Origin of the sequence: Micromonospora sp. WMMD714 (assembly GCF_029581315.1) — a bacterium.
Classification (GTDB): Bacteria; Actinomycetota; Actinomycetes; order Mycobacteriales; family Micromonosporaceae; genus Micromonospora; species Micromonospora rifamycinica.
The window spans coordinates 4,739,890-4,759,340 of record NZ_CP120744.1; the positions used below are offsets into that span (position 1 = coordinate 4,739,890).

At 74.0% G+C, this 19,451-nt stretch carries 16 protein-coding genes; 10 read left to right on the plus strand and 6 right to left on the minus strand.

What is annotated here, in order from left to right; genetic code table 11:
- Window positions 1-49 precede the first annotated feature (49 nt).
- The 6 genes from O7625_RS20160 to O7625_RS20185 are packed head-to-tail and all read left to right on the plus strand — an operon-like array spanning window position 50 to window position 6,502.
- Entirely contained in the window at window positions 50-1,549 is a 1,500-nt protein-coding gene (locus O7625_RS20160; RefSeq protein WP_282340585.1) for an O-antigen ligase family protein, read from the plus strand.
- A gap of 11 nt (window positions 1,550-1,560) precedes the next feature.
- The gene (locus tag O7625_RS20165; RefSeq protein WP_282340587.1) at window positions 1,561-2,691 is read left to right on the plus strand and encodes a Wzz/FepE/Etk N-terminal domain-containing protein; all 1,131 of its coding nucleotides are present in this window, start codon (window positions 1,561-1,563) and stop codon (window positions 2,689-2,691) included.
- 7 nt (window positions 2,692-2,698) lie between these two features.
- A complete protein-coding gene (locus tag O7625_RS20170) occupies window positions 2,699-4,414 on the plus strand; it encodes a flippase (protein WP_282340590.1) in 1,716 nt (571 codons plus the stop codon).
- Entirely contained in the window at window positions 4,411-5,256 is an 846-nt protein-coding gene (locus O7625_RS20175; protein ID WP_282340592.1) for a sulfotransferase, read from the plus strand. Before O7625_RS20170 ends, O7625_RS20175 begins: the two co-directional genes overlap by 4 nt.
- Window positions 5,253-5,687, plus strand: coding sequence for a hypothetical protein (locus O7625_RS20180; protein WP_282340594.1), 435 nt, complete (start codon window positions 5,253-5,255; stop codon window positions 5,685-5,687). Before O7625_RS20175 ends, O7625_RS20180 begins: the two co-directional genes overlap by 4 nt.
- A 35-nt stretch (window positions 5,688-5,722) precedes the next feature.
- Window positions 5,723-6,502 carry a protein phosphatase 2C domain-containing protein gene (locus tag O7625_RS20185; protein WP_282340596.1) on the plus strand — a complete coding sequence of 260 codons (780 nt, stop codon included), beginning with the start codon at window positions 5,723-5,725 and terminating at the stop codon, window positions 6,500-6,502.
- A 205-nt stretch (window positions 6,503-6,707) separates the two neighbouring features.
- Here O7625_RS20185 and O7625_RS20190 read toward each other — a convergent pair whose 3' ends face one another.
- The 3 genes from O7625_RS20190 to O7625_RS20200 are packed head-to-tail and all read right to left on the minus strand — an operon-like array spanning window position 6,708 to window position 9,983.
- A complete protein-coding gene (locus tag O7625_RS20190) occupies window positions 6,708-8,192 on the minus strand; it encodes a hypothetical protein (protein ID WP_282340598.1) in 1,485 nt (494 codons plus the stop codon).
- Window positions 8,189-9,055, minus strand: a complete 867-nt coding sequence (locus O7625_RS20195) for a sulfotransferase (protein ID WP_282340600.1) — start codon at window positions 9,053-9,055, stop codon at window positions 8,189-8,191. The genes O7625_RS20190 and O7625_RS20195 overlap by 4 nt, the downstream gene beginning before the upstream one ends.
- A complete protein-coding gene (locus O7625_RS20200) occupies window positions 9,048-9,983 on the minus strand; it encodes a hypothetical protein (RefSeq protein WP_282340602.1) in 936 nt (311 codons plus the stop codon). Before O7625_RS20200 ends, O7625_RS20195 begins: the two co-directional genes overlap by 8 nt.
- Window positions 9,984-10,221: 238 nt before the next feature.
- Between O7625_RS20200 and O7625_RS20205 the strand changes: the two genes are divergently transcribed.
- From O7625_RS20205 to O7625_RS20220, 4 genes are all read left to right on the plus strand, one after another.
- Window positions 10,222-11,466: a glycosyltransferase gene (locus O7625_RS20205; protein WP_282340604.1), complete on the plus strand. Its 1,245-nt coding sequence runs from the start codon at window positions 10,222-10,224 to the stop codon at window positions 11,464-11,466.
- Entirely contained in the window at window positions 11,463-12,470 is a 1,008-nt protein-coding gene (locus O7625_RS20210; protein WP_282340606.1) for a sulfotransferase, read from the plus strand. The genes O7625_RS20205 and O7625_RS20210 overlap by 4 nt, the downstream gene beginning before the upstream one ends.
- A gap of 3 nt (window positions 12,471-12,473) precedes the next feature.
- Window positions 12,474-13,385 (plus strand): sulfotransferase, encoded by a 912-nt coding sequence (locus O7625_RS20215; RefSeq protein ID WP_067307753.1) that lies wholly within the window; start codon window positions 12,474-12,476, stop codon window positions 13,383-13,385.
- Between the two features lie 225 nt (window positions 13,386-13,610).
- The gene (locus O7625_RS20220; RefSeq protein ID WP_282340609.1) at window positions 13,611-15,506 is read left to right on the plus strand and encodes a CocE/NonD family hydrolase; all 1,896 of its coding nucleotides are present in this window, start codon (window positions 13,611-13,613) and stop codon (window positions 15,504-15,506) included.
- A 58-nt stretch (window positions 15,507-15,564) separates the two neighbouring features.
- Here the strand turns inward: O7625_RS20220 and O7625_RS20225 are convergent, their stop codons facing one another.
- The 3 genes from O7625_RS20225 to O7625_RS20235 form a co-directional block, all read right to left on the minus strand.
- Window positions 15,565-17,652 carry a cellulose binding domain-containing protein gene (locus O7625_RS20225; RefSeq protein ID WP_282340611.1) on the minus strand — a complete coding sequence of 696 codons (2,088 nt, stop codon included), beginning with the start codon at window positions 17,650-17,652 and terminating at the stop codon, window positions 15,565-15,567.
- A gap of 261 nt (window positions 17,653-17,913) precedes the next feature.
- Window positions 17,914-18,054 (minus strand): hypothetical protein, encoded by a 141-nt coding sequence (locus O7625_RS20230; protein ID WP_282340613.1) that lies wholly within the window; start codon window positions 18,052-18,054, stop codon window positions 17,914-17,916.
- Between the two features lie 74 nt (window positions 18,055-18,128).
- Window positions 18,129-19,148, minus strand: a complete 1,020-nt coding sequence (locus tag O7625_RS20235) for a hypothetical protein (RefSeq protein ID WP_282340615.1) — start codon at window positions 19,146-19,148, stop codon at window positions 18,129-18,131.
- Between the last annotated feature and the right edge of the window lie 303 nt (window positions 19,149-19,451).

Genomic DNA, 19,451 nt, shown 5'->3' on the forward strand with positions numbered 1-19,451 from the left:
TCGGCGGCGACCGGCAACACCTCCTGTGGAAACGAGTGGTCGGCGAGCGGTGGACGGACAGCGACACGGCACGGAGGGCGACCGCGCCCTGCCCCCGGCGGAACCCGTCCGGTGGTCCGCCGGTGACCGGGCCACCCGCCTGCTGACCGGCGGCGCGGCGCTGCTCTGCGCCGTGGTGGCGGTCGGTGTCGGGCTGGCCGCGACCGGTGGCGGCCGGATCGGCGTGGTGCTGCCCCTGGTGGTCCTCGCCGGGCTGGCCGTCGGGGCGCTCGCGCTGACCCGCTTCGCGGCGTACGTGCTGCTGATGCTGGCGGTCCGGTCCTGCGTCGACCTGTTCAAGCTCAGCGGCCCGACCGCCGGCCGGGCCGACGGCGCGGCGGCCACCCGGGCGATGGACCCGTCGACGATCCTGGCGGTGCTGTTCCTGCTCGCCGCCGGCCTCTGGCTCGCCGCCCAGCTGCGGCAGCGGGGCCGGCTGCGCGGCTCCCCGCTCGGCGTGGCGATGCTGCTGGTCGGGGCGACCTCGCTGGTCAGCGCGGCGGGCGCGGCCCAGCCGGTGCCCAGCGCCCTGGAGGCGCTGCGGATCGGCACCGTGGTGGTGATGTTCGTGGTGCTGGAACAGCTGATGCCGGACCTGCCGGCGGTCCGCCGGGTGCTGCTCGCCGCGTACGTCTCGCTGGTGCTGGCGGTCGGCTACACCGCCGTGCTGTCCCTGCTCGGCCACCCCCCGGCCGAGGTGAAGGGGGACTTCACCCGGATCAGTGGACCGTTCAGCCAGTCCACCACGTTCGGCCGCTACCTGATGTTCATGGTGATCTTCGGGTTCGGGGTCTACCGCTACCTGGACCGCCGGCTCCGCCTCGGCCTCGGCGCGCTGCTCGCCGCGTCGCTGCTGTTCCTGCTGCTCACCAACACCCGCAGCGCCATCCTCGGCGCGGGGCTGGGCCTGCTGGTGGTCGCGGTGCTGCACCGCAGCCGGCGGATGCTGGTGGCGCTCTGCCTGGTCACGGTGGCCGGGCTGGCCCTGCTGCCCAGCGTGGCGCACCGCTTCGGGCAGCTCGCCGACAGCAGCGCCGTGGGCGGCGGCCCGACCGGCAACACCCTCGCCTGGCGGGTCGACTACTGGTCGGAGATCGTGTCGCTGGCCAACCGCAACCCGGTCACCGGGATCGGCCCCAACATGACCAAGTTCGAGGCCGACGAGGCGAAGAAGCCGCACAACGACTTCCTGCGCGCGTACGTCGAGACCGGGCTGGCCGGGCTGCTGGCGTACCTGGCGATGATGGCGCTGTGCCTGCACACCGGCCTGAACGCGCTGCGCCGGGCACCCCCGGGCACCCTCGGCCGGGGCATCGCGGTCGGCTTCCTGGGCTGCGCGGTCGCCTTCGTCGCGGTCAGCGCGGCGTCCAACGTGATCTCGAACGTGGTCACCCTGTGGTACTTCGCGGCGTTCGCCGCGGCAGCCGGCGCGGTCGCCCGGGGGCTACCGGCCGAGCCGTCCCGGGCGGCGACGCCCCGACCGGTGAGGACCGGGTGGCACAACCGATGAACGATCGAGCAGTGGGGAGCGGCAGGGTGGAGATCGTCGACTATCTGCGGGTCGCGCGGCGTCGACTCTGGCTGCTGGTGGGCATTCCGCTGGTGGCCGGGGCGGTAGCGGCGCTGGTCGTCCTGCTCGGCCCGCAGCGGTACGCCGCCACCTCGTACGTCGCCGCGCCCGCCCTGGTCGGCGGCAGCGCGGCCCAGCAGTACACCGGCACCCAGGCGGCCAACCAGTTCGCGGCGGCCTTCGCCGCGGCGGTCACCTCCCCGCAGGTGGTCGACCAGGTGGCCACCGACACCGGGGTGCCGGCCGACACGCTGCGCGACGGGCTCGCGGTCAAGCAGGTCGGCGCGAGCAGTCAACTCACCCTGACCTACACCGCCGACGCCCGCTCCACCGTCGCCCCGGTGCTCGCCGCCACCGGCAAGCGTGCCCTGGCGTTCCTGTTCACCAGCCAGGTCAACATCGCCACCGACGAGGTCAAGGCGGCCACCGACGAGCTGACCACCGCCACCCGGGCGATCAACGACTGGGAGAAGACCAACAAGGTCAGCCAGCCGGACAAGCTCTACCAGTCGACCCTCCAGGAGATCGCCAGCCTGCGGCAGCAGCGGTTGCAGATGCAGGCCGTCGGCAACAGCCGGGGCGCCGACGCCGCCGCCGACTCGATCAGCGCCGGGCAGAAGCGGCTCGACGAACTCGGCCCGAAGCTGCCCGACTACCAGGCGCTGATCGCCCAGCGGGACAGCGCCACCAGCGCGCTGGCCTCGGCCCGGCAGGGTCTGCAGCAGGCCCGCGCGCAGTCCCAGGCGGCCGACCCCGACAAGGTCACCAGCGTCGGCGAGGCGCAGCCGGTGTCCCGGACGAAGGCGCTGGTCGCGCTGGTGCTCCCGGTGTCCGGTGCCGGCCTGCTGCTGGCCGTGCTGCTGGTGGCGGTGCTGGAGTGGCTGACCCGCAGCCGCCGGGCCGGGCAGCCGGCGGCGGTCGGCCGGGCCACCCCGGCCCCGGGCGGTGGCCGGCGTGGCAGCGACGACACGGTGGTCCGGCGCGGCGGTGACGACACGGTGGTCCGGCGCGGCAGCGACGACACGGTGGTGTTGCCGGCGGTCCGCACGACCACGCCCGAGCAGCACTCCCGGCACCGGTAGGCCCGGGGTGCCCGCAGCGTCCGCCCGGGGCGACCGGCCCGCCGGGGACACGGCGCGGGGTGACCAGCACGTCCGGGGGATGGCCCGGGGCGGCGGTCTCAACCTGGTCGGCGCCCTGCTCAGCCAGGCGGCGGTCTTCCTGATCATGCTGCTGCTGGCCCGGGTGCTGGGCATCCGGGAGGTCGGCCGGTACGCCCAGTGCTACGCGGTGCTGTCGCTGGCCGGGTTGCTGTCGCTGTCCGGTTTCCGGGCCGGGCTGACCCGGTTCGTGGCGGTGCACCTGGCCGACGACGACGCCCCGGCGCTGCGCGGCACCATCCGGTTGGGGCTGGTCGTGTCGGCCGGCTCGTCGGTCGTCCTCGCCGGGGCGCTGGCCTGGGGCGCACCCTGGCTCGCCGACCGGCTGCACGACCCGGGGCTGGTCACCGGGCTGCGACTGGTCGCGCTGACCCTGCCCGCGTCGACGGTCTGCGAGGCTGCCCTGGCGGCGACCCGGGGCTGGCGTACCCAGCGGCCGTTCACCTTCATCGGCCAGCTCTACGAGCCGGGCACCCGGCTGCTGCTCACCGTGCTCGCCCTGGCCACCGGCGCCGGGCTGACCGGCGCGTTCTGGGCGCTGGTGGCGGCCGGCTGGTCGGCCGCCGTGCTCGCCCTGGTGGCGTTGGCCCGGCTGGTGCGCCGGGTGCCGCCGGCCCGCCCGGTGCACCGGCCCGGGGACCTGTTCCGCTTCTCCACGGTCAGCTGGGTGTCGTCGCTGTCGTCGACCGGGCTGATCTGGGTCGACACCCTGCTGCTCGGGTTCTTCGCCAACCCGGAGATCGGCGTCTACAACGTGGCCACCCGGCTGGTCACCGTGGCCATCTTCGTCCTCGCGCCGGTCAACGCGGCGTTCGGCCCGTACCTGGCGCACCTGTACCACCGGGGGGACCTCGACGACGTGCGCCGGGTCTACGCGGTGGCCACCGGCTGGGTGGTCCGGCTGTCGCTGCCGGCGTTCGTGGCCCTGCTGGTCCTCCCCGGCGACCTGCTGCGGGTCTTCGGCGGCGAGGTCGCCACCGGCGCGGCGGTGACCGTGATCCTGGCCCTCGGCCAGCTCGTCAACGCGGCGACCGGCCCGTGCGGCACGGTGCTGAACATGTCCGGCCGGGTGGCCCTCAACATGGCCGACAACCTGGTCGCCCTGGTGCTCAACGTGCTGCTCAACCTGTGGCTCATCCCCGCGTACGGGATCGTCGGCGCGGCGGCGGCGTGGAGCGCCTCGCTGATCGTGGTCAACATCGCCCGGGTCGTGCAGGTCCGTCACCTGACCGGCGCGTTGCCGTTCACCGTCGGGATGGCCAAGGGGCTGGCCGCCGGGGTGGCCGCGCTGGCCGCCGGGCTGCTGGTCAGCGGGCTGGTGCCGGGCTGGCCGTGGCGGCCGGTCGCCGGGCTGACCACGATCGTCGCGGTCTACCTGGGGACCGTGCTGGCGCTCGGGCTCAGCCGGGAGGACGTGATGGTGCTGCGCACCCTGGCCCGCCGTCGCCGTCGCGGCGACCCGTCCGGCACCACCGGCGAAGACCCCACGTCGCCCGACCGGTCGGGCGGCGCCCTGTCCGACCGGCCGGATCCCGACCCGGCTGGCGATGGCCCGACCAGGTCCGGGCTGCCCGGGTCCGACCGGGCCGGGGGCGGTCCGGCCGGGGACGGCCGGGGCGCCCCCGGCCGGGCGGTGGCGCAGTGAGCGCGGGGTCGCGCCGGACCACCGTGGACCGCCTGCGCCGGCTGGTACGCGGCACCCGCGCCTGGTCACGGGCGGCGCTGCCGGGCCGGGTCGGCGCGCTGCCCGACTTCCTGATCATCGGCGGGCAGCGGTGCGGCACCACCTCGCTGCACCACTACCTCGCCGCGCACCCCGACGTGCGGGCCGCCACCGGCAAGGAACTCCAGTTCTTCAGCCTGCACTTCGGCCGGGGAACCCGCTGGTACCGGGCGCACTTCCCGCCGGCCGCCCCGGGTCGGCGCAGCTTCGAGGCCAGCCCCTACTACCTGTTCCACCCCAGCGTCCCGGCCCGGGTGGCGGCGACGCTGCCCGAGGCCCGGTTCGTCGCCCTGCTGCGCGACCCGGTGGAGCGGGCCTACTCGCACTACCTGCACACCCGCTCGTACGGGGTGGAGCCGCTGGACTTCGCCGCGGCGCTGGCCGCCGAGCCGGGGCGGCTGGCCGCGGCGCTGGCCGACGGGCCGGACACCCCGGCGGCGCACCACACGCTGCGCAACTTCTCCTACGCCGCCCGGGGCCGCTACGCCGAACAACTCGACCGCTGGTACGCCCACCTGCCCGCCGAACGGCTGCACGTGATCCGCAGCGAGGACCTGTACGCCGACCCGGCGGCCAGCTACGCGGGCGTGCTGCGGTTCCTCGGGCTGGCCCCGTTCACCCCGCCGGAGTTCGCCCGGCACACCCGGCGGGCGGACACCGGCCCGTCCCAGCTCACCGCCGCGCTGCGGGCCGAACTGGCCGCCGGGTTCGCCCCGCACAACGCCCGCCTCGCCGACCTGCTCGGCTGGCCCCGCACCTGGTGACCGAGCGGGACACGCCGTCAACAGTCCGCAGCGGCGTGACGGGGGGGATACTGCCGTTCGTCGGTCAGGTGGTCGCCGCCGACACCAGGTTCGGATTCCGCGCGGACGACGACGGCCACTACCTGGTGAACCACCAGACCAGCGAGGCGTTTCGCTCGCCGTCAGACTCGGGTGAACCGGTCGACTACGGCTACCTCGGTCGACTTCCCCGACCTGATGGGCGCGGCACGTTCCTGTATCTCGCCGGCATTCACGCGATGGGCACCCTCGGTGTCGCCCGATACCTGCACGACCACCTCGACGAGTTGTACCGCGAGGTGAAGAACCGGCGTTTCTCCCTCCTGGTTGCCTGCACCTACGACCCGCGAAAGCGGACGATCGAGAAGGTCGAGGCCCTGACGTCGATCCACCGGGGCGAAGGGGGGTCGTGATGCGCGTCTGCACCGCGTCGGAAGGGGGTGACCCGATGGTGCCCAACGAGGACTGGGCTGTTGCCGGAGAGCGCCTCATCCTCGTGCTCGACGGGGCCACCGCCCGCACCGGCACCGGCTGCGAGCACGGCGTCGCCTGGTACGCCGCGAAGCTCGGCTCAGCGCTCGCCGGCCTCGCGGTGGATCGGGACACCCCGCTGGTCGACGCCCTGGCCCAGGGCATCCGCAGCGTTGCCGAGCTGCATCGGCACTCGTGCGACCTCGACCATCCGGGCACCCCGTCCGCCGCGACCGCGGTGCTGCGGCCCCGCGACGGCTCGCTGGAGTTCCTGGTGCTCGGTGACGTGACGGTCGTCATCGACACCGCCGACGGCATCAGGGTCGTCACCGACGACCGGGTGGACGGGACGGCGCGTGCCGAACGGGAGGAGGCGGACCGTCACCCGTTCGGCTCGGCGGCGAAGCGGGCCGCGCTGCTGCGGATGAAGCATGCTGAACTGGCTGCCCGAAACCGACCTGGGGGCTACTGGGTGGCCGCCGCCGCCCCGACCGCCGCCAGCTATGCGATCACCGGTGACGTGCCGCTCGACAGCGTACGGCGGTTGGCGGTGTTGACCGACGGTGCTGCCCGGTCGGTGGCGCTGTTCGGCCTGTCGACCTGGGCCGACGTTCTGGATGCCCTGGATCGGGATGGTCCGGTGGCGCTGATTCGTCGGGTGCGTGCCGTCGAGGCGGCGGATCCGTCGTGCCTACGCTGGGCACGCAACAAGTGCAGCGACGACGCCACCGCCGTCTACGCCACCCGAACCGGGTGACCCGCTCGGCTCGCCTGCACCTGATGAACGGCCGCCGCGTCACTGCCCGGGACCATGATCGGATTGCGTTTTCGCAGACGACACGCCGAGGACACTGCGCAGAGTCGCAATGTGATCATGGTGCCCCCGCGGTCACCACCCGCAGCCCGACGGGACCGGCCCGGCGAGCGACCGGCCCGGCCCGTTCGGCGGGTGGGGGAGCAGGTCAGCGGATCGGGGCGAGGACGGCGGCCGGGTCGCCGCTGGCGCGTACCAGCACCGGGCTCGGGCCGATCGGCAGCGCGCCGGTGCGGGCGGTCGGCGCGGCACCGACCGGGCCGCCGGTCAGGCCGGCGGTGGCCGGCAACGACACCGTGCCGGTGGAGGTCGACCAGACCACCAGCGTGCTCTCCGCGCCCCGCCGGAACGCCACCCCGGTCAGGCCCTTGCCGTTCACCGGCTCGACGGTCGCGTCCCGGGCCGCCGCCGCCAGGGCGGCCATCATCGCGCCGGCCTGCCGCTGGGTGCCGTCCGGGTCGAGCAGCCCGTAGCGGACCTCCGCGCCGGCCCGGTTGTTCGGGTTGTACGCCAGCGGCAGCCAGAGCACCTCGTGGATGCCCCCGGCGACCAGCATGCTGACCACCTTGACCATCTCGTCGCCCCGGGCCGCGGCGTCGTCGTCGCCGTCCTTCCAGAACTGGCCGACCTCCCACGCCTGCACCGGCACCCCGGCCGGGGTCTCCGACCGCAGGTAGTCCAGCAGCGCCGGCACCCCGGAGAAGTGCTCGTAGAAGTGCAGCTGCCGGACGTCGACCACCCGGTCGTCGAGCAGCTTCTCGGTGACCGCGAGGTAGGCCAGGTTGCGGGAGTTCTGCGCGTTGTCCAACGCGGCACGCAACGCGGTCGGGTCGTTCACCGCCGGGATCAGCCGACCCCGGGTGCCGATCCGCCGCTGGAAGTACGCCTGGTAGGCGGCGACGGCCTGGTCCGGCTGGCCGGCCCGCAGCAGCCGGTCGGCGACCCCCATCCCGTACGCCACGCTGCTCATGCCCGAGTCGACCACCTTGGCCTTCGGGTCGGCCGACCGGATCGCCTCGGCGGCGGCGGTGACCAGCCGGCGGTAGTCCTCCGGGCTGCCCGCCCAGTACTGCTGCGCGTTGACCTCGTTCTCGACGGCGTACTCGCCGACGCCGTACGGCGCGTACCGCTGCACCAGCGTGCGGACGAAGTTCTGGTAGGCGGCCAGGTCCGTCGGCATCGCCGACTCGGTCTTGTTGGCCTGGCCCCGGGTGAACTTCGCCGTCCCGCCGGTCGCCCAGCACACCCCGGTACGGATCTTCAGGTGCAGGGTGATGCCGAGCTTGCGGCTGCGTTCGGCGATCTGGTCCACCGCCGAGAAGTCCGGGCTGCCCTGGGTCTTCTCGATGTCGCACCAGCTCAGCTCGTGGTACGTCGTCGAGCCGGTGAGCTTCTCCAGGTAGGGCACGAACTGGTCGTGCCGGGAGAAGTCCCAGTGCGCGCCGAACGGGTTGCGCACCGGCGCACCGGCCGGCAGCGGCGTGCCGGTGGCGCCGGCCGACGGGGCGGCCGAGGGCGCGGTCGCCGAGGGGGCCGGCCCGGGGTCGGGGTCGTCCGAGCAGGCGGCCCCGGCGACCAGGGCGAACAGCAGCGCCCCGGCGACCAGCACCCGCCGCCCGGCCCGGCGCTTCACCGGTAGCCCAGTTCGCGCAGGGTGGCACCGGAGAAGACCCGGACCAGCACCCGCAGGAAGGGGTCCAGCTCCCGACGGTAGGTGCCGACCCGGGAACCGTAGATCGGCGCGTCGGTGCCGGCGGCGGCCCGCCGTCGGTCCGCCTCGGCGGTGTACTTGCCCGCCACGTCGTGCTGCTTGCCGTCGTAGTCGAGCACGCCAGCCTCCCAGGGTTCGCCGAGGAACTCGAACAGGCCGCGCATGGCCTTCTCCGGATCGGTGACCGTCTCCTCGTACCGCAGTTCGTGGTAGCGCCCGGCCGGCAGCCGGGCCCCGGCGGCGCGGGCGACGCGGATGTAGCGCGGCCACTTCACCACGCACTTGACGGCCGACCAGTAGCCGAACCGCTTACGGTGCGACACCACCACGTCCCGGCCGTCCCGGATGACGTGCACGAACTGCGCGTCGGGGAAGACCTCGGCCAGAAAGTCGATGGAGAGCGCGTACAGCGGCGTCTTGTCGGCCCACCGGGTCTTGCCCCGGGAGCGGGCGTAGTCGGCCTGGATGCCGCCGAAGAAGTCGGCGATGCGGCCCAGCCAGTACTCCCGGGGGAACCCGAAGCGGGCCAGCCGCTCCCAGTCCCGCCCGACGATGCGTCGCATGTCGGTCAGGAACCGGGTCTCCGGGCCGCAGCTCACCCGGGAGTGCGAGTCGAGCACCAGCCGCAGCATGGTGGTGCCGGACCGCTGGCACCCGACCAGGAAGATCGGCCCCTGCGGGCGATCCCCCCGGCTGTCGGCGGCCGGCATGTCGGCGGGTGCGGTGCCGGTGGGTGTGCTGTCGGCGGGTGCGGTGTGCGGGACCGGGCCGGCGGGGTCAGCCATGCTCCACCGCCTCGTGCCGTCCGGCGAGCGCGTCCAACCGACCGGTCAGCTCGGTGCAGAGCGCCCGTACCCGGGGGTCGATCTCCAGCCGGGGCCGTGGCGGGGTACGCACGCCGACGTGCGCGTGCAGCACCGGGTCGTACGGCAGGTCGAGGAACGCGCACAGCCGCCGGGTGTACCCGGCCGGGTCGGCGACCAGCGCGTCGTACGCGCAGAGCAGGGTGTCCGGGCGGTCGGCCAGCCCGAGCGAGAAGAACAGCGAGTTGCGGACGTACCAGAACAGGGCGGCGGCGGTGTGCGGGGTCATCCGGTCGTAGTCGAAGCCGGCGACCAGGTCCCGGGTCGGCGCGTCCAGGCGTTGCCCCTGCCACCGGTCGCCGATGGTGCCGTCGGTGATCGCCCGCAGCGCCCGCAGGTTGGCGTCGCCGAACTTGGCCACCTCGGAGCGCGCCCGGTCGTCGACGTCCCGGTACGCCCACAGCGCCCGCCCCGGCGCGACCCCGGCCAGGCCGAGCAGCTCGTCCACCCGGTGCGTGTCGCACAGCGGCTTGACCAGCACGAACCGTTGCCGGCTACGGCGGATGACGGCGGTGAGCACCGGGTCGGGGCGCAACCGGAAGCGGTGGAACACGGCCCGGTCGTTCTCGTTGCGCACCTCCACCGAGGGGTCCGCGTCCAGCCCCCGGGTGAGCATGTTGGTGCCGGAGCGTTGCAGGCCCACCAGGTAGACCGGGACGGCCCGGCCGGGCGGCCCGGGATGCGTCCGTCGCCACCGCCACTTGGCCAGCGCGGTGCGGGTCCGTTCGACCGGGTCGAGCCGGTCCTCCTCGACCAGCCGCCGGACCCCCTCGGTACGCGCCCAGCGCAGGTGCCGGCGGACCCGTCGGGCGGTGTACGCCAGCGCCGAGGGTTCGTCGGGGTGGGGCACCGGGTCCTCCTCGGGCACGTCGGGCGGGGTGGGGCACACGGTACCGGCAGATCATCGCGGCTGGCCACGTGGCCGTGTGGTCAGCCGGCGATGGGCCGTGTGGCTACTTGGGGATCATGAACTGGACTCACGACGCCGGTGTTGCATACGGTGGGGCCCCTGGTCACCGCTGCTGTCCGGGGCGACCGTCCCACCCCCGACCCCAGTGGGCCGCAGCAGCCACCCCCGGAGCAGGCCGATGCGTGTCCTCCACGTCAACAAGTTCCTCTACCGGCGCGGCGGCGCCGAGGGCTACCTGCTCGACGTCGCCGAGCTGCAACGGGGCGACGGCGACGAGGTGGCCTTCTTCGGCATGACCCACCCGGACAACGACGCCCCGGCCCGGTACGCCCGGCACTTCCCGTCCCACGTGGAGCTGGACCCGGCGCCGCGCGGCGCGGGACCGCGCGCGGTGGCGGCGGCCCGGATGATCTGGTCGCCGGCCAGCCGGCGGGGCCTGGCCCGGGTGCTCGACGACTTCCGGCCCGACGTGGTCCACCTGCACAACATCTACCACCAGCTCTCCCCGTCGGTGCTGGCCGCGGTGCGGGCGGCCCGGGTGCCGGCGGTGATGACCCTGCACGACTACAAGCTGGCCTGCCCCAGCTACCAGATGCTCGACCGGGGCGCGGTCTGCGACGCCTGCGTGACCGGGGGGCCGCTGCGCGCGGCCCGCCGCCGCTGCAAGGACGGTTCGCTGGGGGCCAGCTCACTGCTCGCCGTCGAGTCCTGGCTGCACCGCACCACCCGGGCGTACGGGCCGGTGCAGGCGTTCGTCAGCCCCAGCCGGTTCCTGGCCGACGTGATGCGCCGGGCCGGTGTCTTCCCCGACCGGATGCACGTGGTGTCCCACTTCGTCGACGTCGCCACGACGGCGGTCAAGACGGCACCCGGCGGCCCGGTGGTCTTCGCCGGCCGGCTGGCTGCGGAGAAGGGCGTCGACGTGCTGATCGAGGCGCTCACCCGGCTGCCCGAGGACGTCGTGCTGGAGGTGGCCGGCGACGGTCCGGCCCGCGACGGGCTGACCGAGCTGGCCCGGCGGCGGGCGCCCGGCCGGGTCCGGTTCCACGGCCGGCTGGACAAGGCCCGGCTGCACGAGCTGGTCCGCTCGGCCACGGTGGTGGCGGTGCCGTCGCGGTGGAACGAGAACCAGCCGATGGCGGTGCTGGAGGCGTACGGCTGCGGGGTGCCGGTGGTCGCCTCCGACCTCGGCGGGCTGCCGGAGCTGGTCACCGCGGGGGTGGACGGCGAGGTGGTGCCCGCCGACGATCCGGTGGCGCTGGCCGCCGGGCTGGGCCGGGTGCTGGCCGACCCGGCGCGGGCGTACCGGATGGGGCGGGCCGGGCGGGCGCGGGTGGAGCGGGACTTCTCCCCGCAGGCGCACCTGACCCGGCTGCGGGAGGTCTACGCGACCGCCGCGCGGGCCGTCCGGGAGCCGGTGTGAACCCGCCGGTACGGGTGCTCTACCTGGCCGGTAGCGGACGCAGCGGCAGCACCCTGGTCACCACCGTGCTCGGCCAGTACGCCGGGGTCTTCGCCGCCGGTGAGCTGCGTTACCTGTGGCAGCGCGGCGAGGTGGAGAACCGGCCCTGCGGCTGCGGGCTGCCGCTGCGGGACTGCCCGCTCTGGGGCGAGGTGCGCCAGGACCTGCCCACCGACCGGGCCGCCGCAATCGCCGCCGGGCTGCGCGGCCGGCTGCGGATGCGGGGCCTGCCCGCGCTGCTGCGCCGGCACCGGCGGGGCCGACGGCCGGTGCCCGCGCACCCCGACGACGCGGCCCTGGCCGACCTGTACACCGCCGTGGCCCGGCACACCGGGGCGCGGGTGGTGGTCGACTCGTCCAAGCTGCCCCCGTACGGCGCGCTGGTCGGCGCGCTGCCCGGCATCGAGCTGCGGGTGCTGCACCTGGTCCGCGACCCCCGGGCCACCGCGTTCTCCTGGCGTCGCCGCCGGGGCCTCGACGGTGACACCGACCCGGAGCTGATGAGCCGGCCGCCGGTGTGGAAGGCGGCCCTGCTCTGGCTGGTCTGGAACACCGTCACCGTCCGGCTGTGGGGTGACGCCCCGACGGGCTACCTGCGGGTGCGCTACGAGGACCTGACCGCCGATCCGGAGCCGACGCTGCGCCGGATCCTCGGCTTCGCCGGGGTCGACGCCGACGGCGGCCCGTTCACCGGCCCGGCGACGGTGCGGTTGGCGCCGACGCACTCGGTGGCCGGCAACCCGTCCCGGCACCGCACCGGCCCGGTGCCGGTCACCGCCGACGTGCAGTGGCGGCGGGACCTGTCCCGCTGGTCGTACGCGCTGGTCACCGGGCTGACCGCGGTGGGGCTGCGCCGGTTCGGCTACCCGTGGCGTCGGGGCGGTCCGGCGGCGGCCGGCGGGTCGGCGGGATCCGGGCGGTCGGCCGCCGGCCGGTCGGTGGCGGTCGGGCAAGAGGAGGGCTGAGGGATGTTGGCGGTGGTGGTGGGCACCGGGCGGTGCGGCTCGACCCTGGTGCAGGAGTTGCTGTCCCGGCACCCGGGGGTGGGATTCGTCTCCGGCGTCGACGACAAGCTGTCCCGGCTCAACCTCGCCGGCCGGTTCAACGGGTCGCTGTACCGGCGGTCCGCACCCCGCCCGGCCGGGATGACCTCGCTGCGGCACAGCCGCCGGCTGCTGGAGAAGGGTCGGCTGCGGGTCGCCCCGTCCGAGGCGTACCACCTGCTGGACCGGCACGTGGTGGCCGGCTTCTCCCGCCCGTGCCGGGACCTGACCGCCGAGGACCTCACCCCCTACCTGCGGCGGCGGCTGCGCGCCTTCTTCGACGCCCGGATCGAACGGCAGGGCTGCCGGCTGCTGCTGCACCACGTGACCGGATGGCCGAGGACGGGGTTCCTGCGGGCCGGTTACCCGGAGCTGCGGGTGGTCAACGTGGTCCGCGACGGTCGGGCGGTGACCAACTCCTGGCTCCAGATGGGCTGGTGGGACGGCTGGCGCGGGCCGGAGAACTGGTTCCTCGGGCCGCTGCCGACCGACCTGCGCCGGGAGTGGGAGGAGTACGACCGGTCGTTCCCGGTGCTCGCGGCGCTGGGCTGGAAGATGCTGATGGACCGGTTCGCCGAGGCCCGCGCCGCGCACCCCGAGGGGCAGTGGCTCGACGTGCGCTACGAGGACCTGCTCGCCGACCCGCGCGCCGAGGTGGCCCGGATGCTCGACTTCCTCCACCTGGACTGGTCACCAGCGTTCGAGAGGGGATTCGGGCGGTACCGGTTCCACGCCGGGCGGCAGGCCGCCTACCACGGGGAGTTGGGCGACGCGCAGCTCGCCGCCGTGGAGCGGGTGCTGGACAAGCCGCTGCGGCAGTGGGGCTACCGGGACTGACCGGCGGACCGCACCGCCGCCGCCCGTCGGCTACCGTCACGTCGCACCGCCGTCTCGGCGTCCCGGGTCGTCCCCGTCTCGGCGTCCTGCCGTCCCGGGGCGCCCCCGTCCGCCCGGTGGCCGGCGTCGTCGGGGTGACGTGGGCAAAGTTCCTACAGGTGCAGGTGGTGGTGCCGGTCGGTCCGCCCATAACGTGCCGGGTCTCGGGACTCTCAAGGAGACTGCATGGCTGTAATGGGAATGCCCCTCCGCGCCGGGGTGGCCGCACTGTCCGCCCTGGCGCTCGCCGCCCTGGGCGCGGCGCCACCGGCGGTGGCGGCACCGGACGTACCGACGATCGTGGTCCAGGACGGGGTCACCCAGCCGGTCTTCGGTTACGGCGACGCCATCCGGGAGCGGCTGTTCATCGACTCCACCTTCGACAGCGACAACGACGGCGTGCGCGACATCATCGCGTTCGACCTGATGCGACCGGCGGCCACCGCGAACGGGCTCAAGGTGCCGGTGATCATGGACGCCAGCCCATACTACTCGACGGTCTGCCGGGGCAACGAGTCCGAGTGCAAGGCCGACCTGGACGGCGACGGCCTGCTCGACAAGTGGCCGCTGTTCTACGACAACTACTTCGTCCCGCGCGGCTACGCGGTGATCCTGCTGGACATGGTGGGCACCAACAACTCCACCGGCTGCCCCACCACCAACGCCAACCAGGACAACCTCAGCGCCAAGCAGGCGATCAACTGGCTCAACGGCCGGGCCACCGCCCGCAACGCCGCCGGTCAGGTGGTCACCGCCGACTGGCACAACGGCAAGTCGGGCATGATCGGCAAGTCGTACGACGGCTCGCTGGCGATGGCGACGGCGGTGACCGGCGTGAAGGGCCTGACCACGGTGGTGCCGATCAGCGGCCCCACCGAGTACTACGACTACGTGCGCAGCAACGGGGTGGTCACCCGGGGCAACAGCTACGTGGCGTCGCTGGCCAACACGGTCACCAACCCGGAGCGGCGGGAGTACTGCAAGCCGGTGCGCGACGCGATGGCCGCCGCCGACGGCGACGAGACCGGCGACTACACCGCCTTCTGGAACGAGCGCAGCTACGTCAAGAAGGTCCCGAACATGACCGCCAGCGTGCTGCTCTACCACGGTCTCAACGACGACAACGTCCGCGCGGACCACTTCAGCAAGTTCTGGTACGCCCTGGCGGAGAACAACGTCCAGCGTAAGCTGTGGCTCTCCCAGGAGGGGCACGTCGACCCGTTCGACTCGCGGCGGGCGGTCTGGGTGTCCACCCTGCACCGGTGGTTCGACTTCTGGCTGCACGGGATCGCCAACGGCATCATGGACGAGCCCCGGGTCGACCTGGAGCGGGCCGCCGACGTGTGGGAGACCCACGCCGACTGGCCGATCCCCGGCAAGGCCGACACCGAGGTGTTCCTCCAGCCCGGCACCACCGGGGCCGGTGGCCTGAAGCTGGTGCCGACCGCCAAGCCGGCGACCGGCGCGTTCCAGGACAGCCGCACCCAGAGCCAGAACACCATGATCCTCAACCCGGACACGGTCCAGCCGAACCGGCTGGCGTTCCTGTCCGCGCCGCTGACCGCGCCCCTGCACATCTCGGGCACGCCGACGGTGCAGCTACGGGCCTCGGCCGACCAGACCGACACCAACTTCGGGGCGATCCTGGTCGACTACGGCACCGACGAGCGGGTGGCGCACCGGGCCTCCGGTGAGGGCATCGTCACGCTGACCACCGAGGACTGCTGGGGGCTGAACAGCCCGACCGACGACGGCTGCTATAAGCAGACCGCCAAGCGGGTCGCCACCGCCGACAACGAGCTGGTCACCAAGGGCATCATGGACGCCCAGAACCGGCAGTCGATCCGGACCGCCGTGCCGCTGGTGGTGGGGGAGTCGTACAACTTCACCTTCCCGATGCTGCCCGAGGACTACGTCTTCAAGCCGGGCCACCGGATCGGCGTGATCATCGTGGCCAGCTACCCGCAGTACTCCAGCCAGGCGGACACCACCGCCGCGAACATCCAGGTCGCCCTGAAGAGCAGCAAGATCGTTCTTCCGGTGGTCGGCGGCACCCCCGCCGCCCACGCGGCCGGTCTCTGACCGCTCCCCGGGTGGCCGCCGCCGCAGCACCGCTGCGCCGACGGCCACCCGGCCCCGGTCACCCCACCGTGCAGGGGGTGCCGTTGAGCACGAAACCGGTGGGCGGGACGTTCGGGCCGCTGTAGGACCCGACGAAACCGGCTGTGGTGCTGCCCCCGGCGGCGATCCGCCGGTTGTCGTCGGTGCTGGCGACCGTCACGGTACGCCCGGTCTGCGTCCAGGTGGCGCTCCAGCCGCTGCTCACCTGCTGCCAACTCGTCGGCCAGCTCCAGGTCAGCGTCCAGCCGTCGACGGGGTTCGCCCCGTTGTTGACGATCTCGACGTTGCCGACCCAGCCGTTGCCCCAGTCGCTGGCGGTGGTGAGCCGGACGGTGCAGCTGCTCTCGGCCGGGCCGGTGGTGGTGAAGGTGACCGGCGAGGACGACCAGGACACCTTCCCGGCGGTGTCCCGGGTCAGCACGTTGAGCGTGTACCGGGTGCCGGGCACGAGGTTGTCCACGGTGAACGAGGTGCCGGCCGTCTCGCCGAGCTGCTCGCTGACCGTGCCGTTCTGCCGGTACACCTCGTACTTGGCGATCGGGGCGCCCTTCGGCGGCGCCGGCGACCAGGAGATCGTCGCCGACCGGTCGGTCACCCCGCTCGCCGTCGGCTGCCCCGGCGGGGCCGGGTGCGCGGTGACCGGGGACGACGGCCGCAGCACCAGCGTGGTCAGCGAGTACGCCGGCAGCGTCCGGCTGGCGGCGCTGCCCGACTGCCCGGTGACCACGCCGGACGCCCCGTTGGTCAGCGAGTACGTGGTCGGCGCGGCAGCCGACGGGGTGAAGCCGGCGTAGTCGATGGTGACCGGGCGGGCGTTGGCCGGGTCCTTGTTGACCAGCAGCACCGCGAGATCCCCGTCGGCCCGCCGCACGGCGTGCGCGGTGACCAGCGGCTGGTCGGTGGCGGCGCGGACGAACTGGTCACCCGGCCGGGCGAACAGGTTCATCATCGACAGCGCGTGGTACGGGGCGAACGGGGTGTTCAGCGGCGGCTCGCAGACCGAGTTGTCGGCGGTGCAGGTGCCGCTGGACAGCAGCCCGAAGTCGCCGTAGTCGGTCTGCCCGGCCACCTCGGTGACGGTGCCGATGCCGTTGTGCACGTTCCACCACTGGACCGTGAAGACGCCGTTCTCCAGCAGGTCGCTGTAGGCGTCGGCGAGGAACAGCGCGCCCGGCTGGGTGTTCTGGCCGGTGCCGACGTTCAGCTCGGTGAAGCTGATGCCGATCCGGGCGGCGTTCGGGCCGGCGTACCGGGCGAGCTGGTCGCGCAGCAGATGGGCCGCGTCGTCGATGTGGGCCGTCCGGGCCAGCGACTCGGCGGCGGTGCCACCCGGGTACCAGTGCACGTCCACAAAGTCGATCTTCGGGCCGGCGATGGAGAGCACGGTCCGGTTCCACGGGCCCGGGTCACTGCCGGCGGTGATCCCGTCCGGCCAGTTGCCCGGCATGGTCAGCACCGCGCCGACCTTGATCGTGGGGTCGACCGCCTTCATCGCGTCGGCGTAGTCGACCACCAGTCGGGCGTACTGGCTGGCGCTCTTGTCGGGGTGGTCGTCGGCCTCCCAGGCCGACCCGTAGTGCCCGTTGCCGTAGTTCTCGTTGCCGACCGTCCACCACTTCGCGCCGTACCCCTTGGTGACGTTGGCGTAGCGCACCCAGTCGGCGGCCTCGGCGGGGGTGCCGGTGCCGTAGTTCGCGATGATCATCGGCTGCGCGCCGACCCGGCGGGCGGCGGCCATGAAGGTGTCGAAGTCGGTGTTCGGCGCGACGTACCCGCCGGGCGCGGTGTGGTCGCGCCAGTGGTAGATGTCGGCGTACGAGCCGCCCGGGTAGCGCATCATCCGCACCCCGGCGGCCTTGAGCAGGTCCGACGTCTCGTTCGTGCCGAGCTGGGAGTCCCAGATGGCATGGTTGACGCCCAGCGCGGTCTCCGGCACGCCTGCCAGCCCGGCGTTGGCGTTGACGGTCACGGCCACCGGGTCCGCCGCCGCGTCGGCGGGCGACGGGCCGGTCACGGCGAGCACGCCGGTGGCGAGCAGCAGGCTCGCGGCGAGCGCCGTCCAGCGCCCCGGGCCGCGACGCGACAGTGGGGCGGAAACTCTGTTCATACGGGTTCCTTCGGGGGTCACCACAGCACCGCCCGGCCGGTCGGGGTGGCGTCGCCCACGAGGGCGTCGAGACGGCGGGCGGGACTGGTGGACGGGAGTACTGGCGTCGTTCCGTCGTGCTCGTCGCCGTCCCCCGGAACCCCAGCGGCCCCCGGTTGCCCTGGACGACGGTCAGCCCCACGCGCGGCACGTCATCGACGCATCAGAATCCCACGACGATCGTGGCGAATTCAAGGTGCTCCCCGTCCCGCCGGGCGGCCCTCACCGCCGGGCGGCCACCCGCGCCGCGACCCCGGCCACCCGCACCACCGCCGCCATCCGGCGGGGCCGGGAGACCACCGCCGGCCGGGTACGCAGACAGTCGCGCACCACGTCGGCGGCCCGCTCCACGCTGGGCAGCATGGGCCGTCCGGCCGCGACACGATGCCGCCCCGCCCACCGCAGCGGTGGACGGGGCGGCGGCGCAGCCGCACCGGTCAGGGCTGGCCCTGGTAGACCTCGTCGTCGGCACCCCGGACGAACAGCCGGACCAGCCCGCCGTAGACGCTCCCCGCCGGGGCGGAGATCGACGCGCCGGGGCCGTCGATCGTGCTCCAGCCCGTCCACGCGCCGGAGTCCTGGAGGTACCAGGCGGTGCGCAGGTCGTCGCCGCCGGTGCGGACGAAGACGTGCAGCCCGCCACCGTAGACCAGGGCTGCCGGCGCGGACGCCGCACGTGCGGTCCCGGGCACGTCGCTCCACCCCGACCAGGCCCCGGTGGCCAGCGAGTACCGGTTGGTGCGGACGTTGCCGTTCGTGCCCCTGACGAAGACGTGCAGGTCACCGCCGTAGATGGCGGCCGACGGGGCCGAGTTGGCGCCGGTCGGGCCGGCGAGGGTGGCCCAGCCGGACCAGGTGGCGGTGCCCAGCGTGTACCGGTTGGTGCGGACCTTGCCGTTCGCGCCCCGGACGAACAGGTGCAGGTCACCGCCGTAGACGGCGGCGGACGGGGCCGACGACGCGGACGTGGTGCCACCGATCGTGCTCCAGCCGGACCAGGCGCCGGTGTCCAGGGCATACCGGTTGGTGCGGACCTTCTGGTCGGCCTGCACGAACAGGTGCAGCTCCCCACCGTAGACGGCCGCCGCCGGTGCCGAGGTCGCCATGGCGTCACCGGGGACGGTGGACCAGCCGGACCAGGCGTCGGTGTTGGTGTCGTACCGGTCGACCCGCACCTGCCCGTCCGGGCCCTGCACGAAGACGTGCAGGTCGCCGCCGTAGGTGGCGGTGGCCGGCGCGGATCGGGCCTGCGCCGTGCCCGGCACCGGCGTCCAGCCCGCCGCCCGCGCGGCCGGGGGCCGGGCGGCTGCGGCGGTGACCCCCGTGGCGGTGCCCGCCGGGTGGGTGCCCGCCGGCACGGCGGCGGCGGGGGTGGCGACGAGCGCGACCGCGCCCAGGCCGAGAGCGAACGCGGGCAGCCGCCGCCGCACCAGTTTCACCGTTAGAGTCAGACGCATAGAGGCTCCCTTGTGGACGATCGGTGGTGACGACGGCGCGGTCGGCTTGCGGCTGGTCCACCGGGCTGCACACCCCGCCCGTTCCCGCGCGGCCGGCGAACCCGGCCCGCGACCCCAGGCGACCCCCCGTCACGGCCACCCTATCGATCTGCCCGCACCCCCACATCCACCGAACCACCCCACCCCCACCCGCCCGCGCGGGCAACCGCACCGCTCGCCCGGCCGGGGCCGGGGAACGGCGACAACCGCACCGCTCGGACCGTGCGGGGGAGCGGCGGTGATCAAGAGGTTGGCGTCACCGGA